Raw genomic sequence first — 7982 nt, forward strand, 5'->3', positions numbered from 1 at the left:
AGGGTTTTAGGCGTCTAAAAAGCGGAAACCCGCATGAATACTGGCCTGAGGCGTGTAAAAGAGACGATTTTCAGTGGATAACTGTCGAACTCGGGAGAAAAGGCCTGCCTCAGCCCCTGAGAAATCTTTGCATTAAAAGGAATTGCTACTAAGTTGCAACCGCACCTAGAGATTGCTAGCACTAACCCTGATATAAAAGCCTATCTAGACAGGACAAAAAACCGTTAAATCTCATGAAGAAAAACTAATATTTTATTTTTTCATTCAAAATAAATAAAAAACATTTGACACAAAATAAATTATTATTTAAATATACATAACCGATGAGGGTAAAAATTATAATAGAGGTTAATAATATGAATGAAAAAGTTATCAAGTTCAAAAACAATAAAGACGGCAAAATATATCTAAAGAATAAGTCTTACATCAGGGCAGTTCATAGAGTTCCGCAAGATCTATTTCCTTTTTTTAGTTATAATGGTGATGGATTATGCATCACATATGAATTACATGAAGTAACAAAAATAGTGCAAGAAGAATTTGGAAAACACTCTAGGCTAGGCATAAAAGCTCAAGAGGATATTCTGATTGAATATGATGTTATTACGGACCTAAATGATAATGAAATAAAAGCCACACGTGGTCAGTCGATACCATACTACTATGGCTGGGAGGCGGCAACAGCTTTAGAAAAAATGATCGTACCATTCCCACATAAAAAAGATGACCCAGATAGTCTTGAGAACTGTATTGATTGGTTTCATGGCTATCTTGACGGATGTGCACATCTTCAGAGAGTTTCTTACGAAGAAGGACGTGACCTCAATCTTTATACTAGTGGATTAATAAATTTCGCCTCATCTTTTTATAATAATTTCCCCCGTGAAATCCGGGAACCAGATGAAAATAACGAAGAGGATTATATATCCGGACAAAAGGCATTTAATGATGCTAAGAACGACCTTCTTGCCTATGGCGTCCCCCTTCATAGAATCTATCATAGCTTTCGCTATGACTAATAACATGTAATAGATCATATGGTACTGTCTGTCCAAGCAAGGCGCCTCCTATCCAGAAAGATCCATCATGTTCAAATACCTATGGACTAGTATCCAGTGCACCGAAATTAAAATATATGAGGACGGTGCACCCCACACATCATTCTTACTTCTGAGCCAGATTACTGCTATCGGCAGAAGCTCTTTTAGACTTCCTTCAATCCTCCTCTATATTACCGCCATTTTTAGAATATTTTGGAATATAAGAAATAAAAAATATGTTGGAATAGATATATGATTATTAATAAATTAAGACTTAATGCTAAGTTAATTATTTCTTGATTGTGAAAAAACATTTAAAAAACAAAATCATACAAATGTTATACATAATTTAATAATAATTTATATTAATAGTTATGGTATACAATATACCTTAATTATCAACAACTTAGGATTTATTAATATTTGACCAACGCCTCCGGAAAACTATTATAAGAGAAGTCAAAACCGGAGAAACATATGACCATCAAGCCAAGAACACTCTGCAAGCAACTTCCAAATCGGAAAGTCAGCCTCTTCTACTCTAAAAAGTCAGAATTAGCCAACTACATCGAATCACGGCATGAGATGGCAATGGCTTTATGCCTCGAATTCAATGACAACGTGGATTTCTATCAAGCACAGCCTGCACATATTGAATTTCTGTTCAAAGGTAAGATGCGACGGTACACGCCCGATTTTTTCGTTCGACTGAGAAATGGTCGCATACTGGTCATTGAGGTCAAGTGCGCCTCAATTCTAAAAAAAGACGCAATACTGCGTGAACGGTTGGAACTACTTCGCAACGTCTATGAGGCTCGCGGTATTGAGTTTCGTGTTGTTACAGATGAACACCTTCATATTGGCGTTTTGATTCCAAACCTTTTCTCACTGCTGCGCTATCGCAACAAATACCTTGATATTGCAGACCTTGAGAATATTTTGAGTGGCCTTTCCACCCATGCATCAGCTACGCGTGGGTCGCTTCGCCGACACGCACACAGCTTGAACCTTTCTATTGACCTGATCGATATTGCCATCGCAAAAGGCGTTCTTGGGGCAGACCTGACCCAGCCACTCAATGACGACTTGATCATCCACTTCAACCACTTGCAATAACTAAAGGAAAGCCGCTATGTCACTTAGACAGAAAACCCAATTTACGCCGCAAGCACGTTGTTTTATCCACGGCCAGACGGCACTGCTAACACAGCTGGACCGTAACACATCGGCAGCTATCTTTGACGATGGAACCAAGCGTTTCTATTCAAGCGATCAGGTGCATCAGCTATCCAGTGAAGGTCATTTTTATACACTTCACCCCAAGTCGAGCATTAGCTCTAACTCTCGCCTCAAACTCAACGAGTCTCAACAAGCACAGCATGCACGTGTAAAAACATATTTAGACAGAATGAAGCAAATGCTTGGTGGCCGTTCGGGGAGCCCTGAGCAGCGTAAACACGTAAGTCAAACTGTAGCCAGAGCGATCGGTGATCCAAATCCACCCTCAGCTTCAACGCTGTGGCGCTGGTATCAAAAATCCGAAACGTCCCAGATGGGTAGCCTTGCAGTTGTAGTCCCAAACACAAAGCGTGAGCGACGAGTAGAACCCGAGGTTTATGACTTGGCGATGAGCGTTGTCGCAGAAGTTTACTTAAACCGAAACTGCAGCTCAATACATCAAGCATATGAAAGATTTCTTATTCAGCTACACGAAGAGTTTGGTGATAGCTATAAGCCACCCTGTTACAACACGTTTGCGAAGTGGATTCGTGAAGACCTTGATTGCTTGGAAGTTCTTAAGGCCCGACAGGGAAAACGTGCTCTGCATAAAGCGCTGAGAACAGTGTTTGCTCAATATCAAGTGCATGCACCACTGGCTCGGGTTGAAGTAGACGCCGCGAATATCAATATTGGTGTAGTTGATGATGACGGACGGTATTTAGGCACCGTCATGATCTATCTTGTTTTTGATTGCTTCACACGCTCAGTACTGGGGTACAAGCTACAAATCGGGAAGGGTGAAACCGCCTCTTCGGTCATTGATGCTTACATTGACGCAATAGGCCCCAAGCCCCGGTCCCGATATCCTGCCTGTCACAGTGATTACCCCATGTATGGTCGTTTAATAGAGGTTTTCTGTGATGGAGGGCCTGGCTATACCGCCAAGCAAACAGCGACCTTTCTCGCGATGCTTGATGTCATCGCAAGTATTGTTGAAACCGGTAAGGGTTGGAAGAAGCCGTTCGTCGAAAGCTTTATTCGTACACTACGTATTCAGTGTCTCAGCCAAATAAGCAGTTACTGCGGCAAGTACAAACCGGGTGACCCCGAGCTTGAGGTAGCAGTCGAGAAGCAGGCCTGTATGACGCTGTCTGAGCTTAAGAGTCTGATCGATATATACATCGTCGACACATACCATCATCGGCCACATAGCGGTCTAGACGGACGCTCACCTTACGAAGTTTGGACAGAGCATTTCAACGGTTTTAATCAGCCACCTCTACCAGACAACTTTGATGTCATTCAGTCGTATCGCGGTGAAGTCGCTAACAGAAGGATCCAGGATCACAAAGGTATCCAGATCAAAAATATATTTTACAACTCTCGCGAGCTTCATGTGTTGTACCTGAAGCTAAAAACGCAGCAGCGTGGTGCGGTATCTGTAACGTGCGAGTTCAGCACAAATGACATCAGTGAAATCACTGTGACTGACCCAACAAACAACACTGTAATCATCGTCCCTGCGACCACATCAGGTGTAGAAGAGGGTATGAGCCTTGCAGAGTTTCAAAGCCGCCACCAGCACAGCCAGCCTCGTCGGCTGGCATCGGCCCCAGCCCCAGTCTTTGGGCACAATAATCCGCTTCTAGATGATGTGAATGAGCGACAGCGGCAGGCTATTCGAAATGCCCAGCAATCAGGTCGGCGCCGTACTTTTGCTGCTGAAGAGATCACAGAGGGGGTACATCGCCGTCAGCAGCTCCTTGAAGCACATCTCGCAACTCATCAGCATGAGCCAGAGGAGCAAAGGACACCCCATGGCTCGCCGGGTCACGAAGAGACAGCCTCTTACCTGCGTGGAGATGATATCTTTGATGGAGGCTGGGGTGTCGATGAATAATATCCAGCTTCGCACGTGCCGTAAAACTGAGACTGACGCTTTTCTATCTAAGACAATTACTCACCCGTTATTCCAGAACGCATTTGCCGCGCTCGCAGGTGCACATCGAACGCATGGCAATTTAGCCAAGGGCGTGATGCTACTGGGCCCCAGCGGGGTAGGTAAAACTACGGTTATCAAATACTATGCAAGGTCTGTCGCACGTTCGACCACGGATACGCATAGTTACAAAACCGTGTTGCATATCAATACCCCTCCTTCTGCCACAATCAAAGATGTGCTGTCAGAATTGCTGTTTGCCCTCGGAGACCCAGCCCCTGACAAGGGTACGGAGCGCGCGATGAATCAGCGTTTTCGTAAACTGGCGCTAGCTTTGAAAGTTGAACTTTTGGTTCTGGACGAGGTGCAACACTTACTGCCGCATAACGCGCAGAAAGACACACGAACAGTATCCAATTTCATCAAGAACCTGATGTCTGATTTGCAGATACCGGTCGTCTTGTGTGGGCTTGAGGAAGCATCTCAGATCGGCCGCGGACACGCTGAATTTAAACGTCGTTTTGCAGCCACATGTATTTTACGTCCGTTCAGTATTCAAACTGATGAAGATCGCGATTACTTCGCTCAGTACATGTTGAAATGCGAAAAGATGCTCGAGTCAGTGGGCGTAAAGACGATCTCGCTGACTAGCGAACAAATGCTCGAGCGCTTTTTCCTTTCATCCGAAGGTAAGCCCGCATTGATCTCTGACGTGATTGAACAAGCACTCGAAAACGCTGACCTTTCAAGTACTCTTACTGTGACCGATTACGCCAAAGCCTGGGCTTTTGCAGTTCACGATCCGCTCGAGGCACGGGTATCGAATCCGTTTCACATGCGTGGCGAGGTGCTGAAACGTCATATAGCTAAGGGGAGTAAATAATGTCACTCCCAGTTCGACCGTATCCTGAACAGGGAGAGTCTTTGCCGGGTTACCTGCTTCGAATTGCTGAAAGCAATGGTTGGCCCTCTATTAACTCGCTAGTCTCGGCAATTGGCATCCCTTCACGGATAGTCTGGGCACGGCTCTCCTGCACAGATTTTGAGCAAACGCTGTTGAAGCTTGCCGTATGGTTAGAGCGGTCACCTGACGAGTTAAGACGCCATTTCGCTCAGCAGGTTAACCATCCTCTATTATTTGACTCATCACGACATATACAGGATCTGCGTGTAGAAACAGTGCGGGTTTGCCCTCAATGTATGCAAGAGCAGGCAGTTTTGCGATTTGAGTGGTCATTACTTCTGTATCACCTATGCACTAAACATGGCACAGAGCTACTACAAGCCTGCCCATGTTGTGGTGAACAATTCCAAGCCGTAAGTGACCTGTTTCACGGATGTCCACACTGCAAACGATCTTGGTTACAACTTCAGGGCACTCAAGTTACTCCCTGCCCTCTGCAGACGCAAATTAACTCTTGGCTGAATAGCGAGGACTCGGCAACGATCGGAGAAATGCGCCTCATCGCACGCTCACTGACAACCGCCATAGTCGTTACTGCCCGCCCATTCGACTCGATGTATCAATCTTTGCAGAAGATGCCCGAAGTCGATAACTTGAGCTTGCTGATTCGCTCAGCTTTCGGACTGCTGGCATCAGCAGTGTTGGGCAGCAAAACAATAGATGATTCTTTACTCGACTCACGAGCTGACCTAAAAGTTTTAGGCTCTGAAACATGCTGCTATGGCGTTCAGCTATTGCGGGATCAAATCAAGCGCTTTCCTCTACATGAGCGGTTCATCAAAGCACTAGAGAGCTATCCAGAACTATCGTCGTTGCAGGAAAATGAGCTGGCCGCTACTGCTTTCGTCGGAAAAAAAAGACTGAGCCTACTGGCAGGGCGCCCCCACTCAGAGCTGCGTTATCAATGCACATCGCATGAAGTCGCAAGCGCATTGAATGTGGACAAACGACTTATTAGCCCATTGATTAAGAGGGGTATTCTGCCTGCAGAAAGCCTAGCGGGGCCCGGAAAATTTATCTGGCTAGATATCAGGAGTGCCGTGTCAATCATTCGCGCTCATCTTAACCCCATCGTAACGCACGACAACATTGTTACTGTGAGCCGTCATAGCAAAATACTGATGGACCTCAATCGCAAATTTGCAGAGCTCATTCTAGCTGTAGTGTCAGGGGAGATACGCGGTCAAATTACAGACCTGAGAACAAGGTTTAAGCAACTCAACGTAGTCGAGGCAGAACTAATTGCTTGGGCCAAAAAATCGGAGAAAAACTACCATGCAACGGCCCTATTAAGGCAATAACGGTATTCCAAACACTCTATAGAGAAAGCTGTATATGAAAACCACGAAGGGCGTTGTGGAGTTGTTGAGAAACTACGGAATTCGACGTGCATGAGATATCTGAACAGCCACCCATGGGTGGCTGTTCGGTCGGTACGGCTGGGCCAATCAAGGCGTCGTGAGGCTGGAAGCCGTTCCTAGACCCTCACCAGTAGCCACACGATACCTCTGGCGATACAAGCGGTCAACCCACTTGTCATGCTCATGGTAGTCCTCACTTCCTTCGTTGGTTGATCATCACAAGATGAATGTTATTAAGCATGTCGGACAGGCGTCCCGGCCACAGCCCCCTGTCTTCTCCATACTGAGCAGCGGCCTCAGTCAACAAACGCTCGATCCCAACATAAAAGGCCAACCTGCATAGATCTTCAAAACGCTGCAGATCCAGTGCCAGCCTGACAATTTTCTCGATTGGCATTTTTGAATCGCACCAATCGTATGGGAACTCTAATCCTAACCTTTCGCTGAGCCGCTGGTTGTCGTTCCCTGGAACTTTCGATACAAAATCGAGAGCCATGCAACCCTCCGTCATCACACTTTGAAGCTTAGTATAGTCGCTTTCATAACCATCGCGGCCAACGCTTTTTGCTCACTTTATGGTTCAATTCAAACAAGCCATAAACTCATTATTAATCAATACGTTAAGAACAGAAACATGAGTCTTTTTCGCTGTCCCTCAACTTGAGTTTGTGGCCAAATGGATGTCAACGAATCAACTGGAGCAGAGCGATGAGTGAGCAAGCATGGGATGACGTACAGCAGAGAGCATTTCGGCTTGTGTTGGCATGTGGTGTCAAGCAAGACGGTGAAGATGACTTGAGGCAAACACGCCTTGTTGCAAGGGCTCTTCGGATCGGTATTGACTCAGAGGATATCGAACAAATGCTAAGGGCTGGCTGTGAGAAGCAGCTTGCTGAACATGTACGACTCAAAGTTCATTGATCGAAGCGGGTCATCTGTCGGTGGCCCTGGTATCAACACTCCGCGTTGCTGAGTCGGCAACTAGGCTCTCACGACTTTGCTCGCCCAAAGGCATGAAAAACACTCATGTTGAGTAATGACTTTTCACAACACTTTATGGTTTTTGTACCCCACCACGTTTAACGCCGTCATGCGCGCTAGAGGGCATCATGCGATGTGCTCAGATACTTCTTGAATATACAATCTAACCCAGATACTACCGTCATTCCCGGCTAAACCAGCATGCTGAGTGCCGTACTGCCATCAAACTCAATATTTGGCTTTATCAGCCATGAACTGGACTCCCGAGTTCGACACTTAGCGTTATAAGCTATTGATTCGTATAGTCGGCACTGCAAAATGCTCCACTACACGATCAGGTTATCGGTGCCAACGCTGGGTTTTTCGATACTAAGAGCCTTGAAGATATCCAGCTGCTCACGGCTCATACTGGACACGCCTGTCACGGTGCTGCCACCGAGGGTTGCCTGGTGATATTGGATACGCCGTAACTGCTC

7 protein-coding genes are annotated in these 7982 nt (G+C 45.8%); 6 read left to right on the top strand and 1 reads right to left on the bottom strand.

What is annotated here, in order from left to right:
• Positions 1–356: 356 nt before the first annotated feature.
• From ABIE61_RS18245 to ABIE61_RS18885, 5 genes are all read left to right on the top strand, one after another.
• Complete coding sequence (locus ABIE61_RS18245) at positions 357–1019, top strand: hypothetical protein (protein WP_354412174.1); 663 nt, start codon at positions 357–359, stop codon at positions 1017–1019.
• A 498-nt stretch (positions 1020–1517) separates the two neighbouring features.
• Complete coding sequence (locus ABIE61_RS18250; RefSeq protein ID WP_354412177.1) at positions 1518–2156, top strand: TnsA endonuclease N-terminal domain-containing protein; 639 nt, start codon at positions 1518–1520, stop codon at positions 2154–2156.
• A 16-nt stretch (positions 2157–2172) separates the two neighbouring features.
• A complete protein-coding gene (locus ABIE61_RS18255) occupies positions 2173–4161 on the top strand; it encodes a TnsB C-terminal domain-containing protein (protein WP_354412180.1) in 1989 nt (662 codons plus the stop codon).
• Positions 4154–5083, top strand: a complete 930-nt coding sequence (locus tag ABIE61_RS18260) for a TniB family NTP-binding protein (RefSeq protein ID WP_354412183.1) — start codon at positions 4154–4156, stop codon at positions 5081–5083. Before ABIE61_RS18255 ends, ABIE61_RS18260 begins: the two co-directional genes overlap by 8 nt.
• A complete protein-coding gene (locus ABIE61_RS18885) occupies positions 5083–6465 on the top strand; it encodes a TniQ family protein (protein WP_502915076.1) in 1383 nt (460 codons plus the stop codon). The genes ABIE61_RS18260 and ABIE61_RS18885 overlap by 1 nt, the downstream gene beginning before the upstream one ends.
• 253 nt (positions 6466–6718) lie before the next feature.
• Here ABIE61_RS18885 and ABIE61_RS18275 read toward each other — a convergent pair whose 3' ends face one another.
• Complete coding sequence (locus ABIE61_RS18275; protein ID WP_354412185.1) at positions 6719–7021, bottom strand: hypothetical protein; 303 nt, start codon at positions 7019–7021, stop codon at positions 6719–6721.
• Between the two features lie 212 nt (positions 7022–7233).
• Here ABIE61_RS18275 and ABIE61_RS18280 point away from each other — a divergent pair, with 212 nt between their 5' ends.
• Positions 7234–7446 (top strand): hypothetical protein, encoded by a 213-nt coding sequence (locus ABIE61_RS18280; RefSeq protein WP_354412187.1) that lies wholly within the window; start codon positions 7234–7236, stop codon positions 7444–7446.
• Positions 7447–7982: the final 536 nt, after the last annotated feature.

It is taken from the genome of Marinobacterium sp. MBR-111 (genome assembly GCF_040547585.1).
Taxonomy (GTDB): Bacteria; Pseudomonadota; Gammaproteobacteria; order Pseudomonadales; family Balneatricaceae; genus Marinobacterium; species Marinobacterium iners.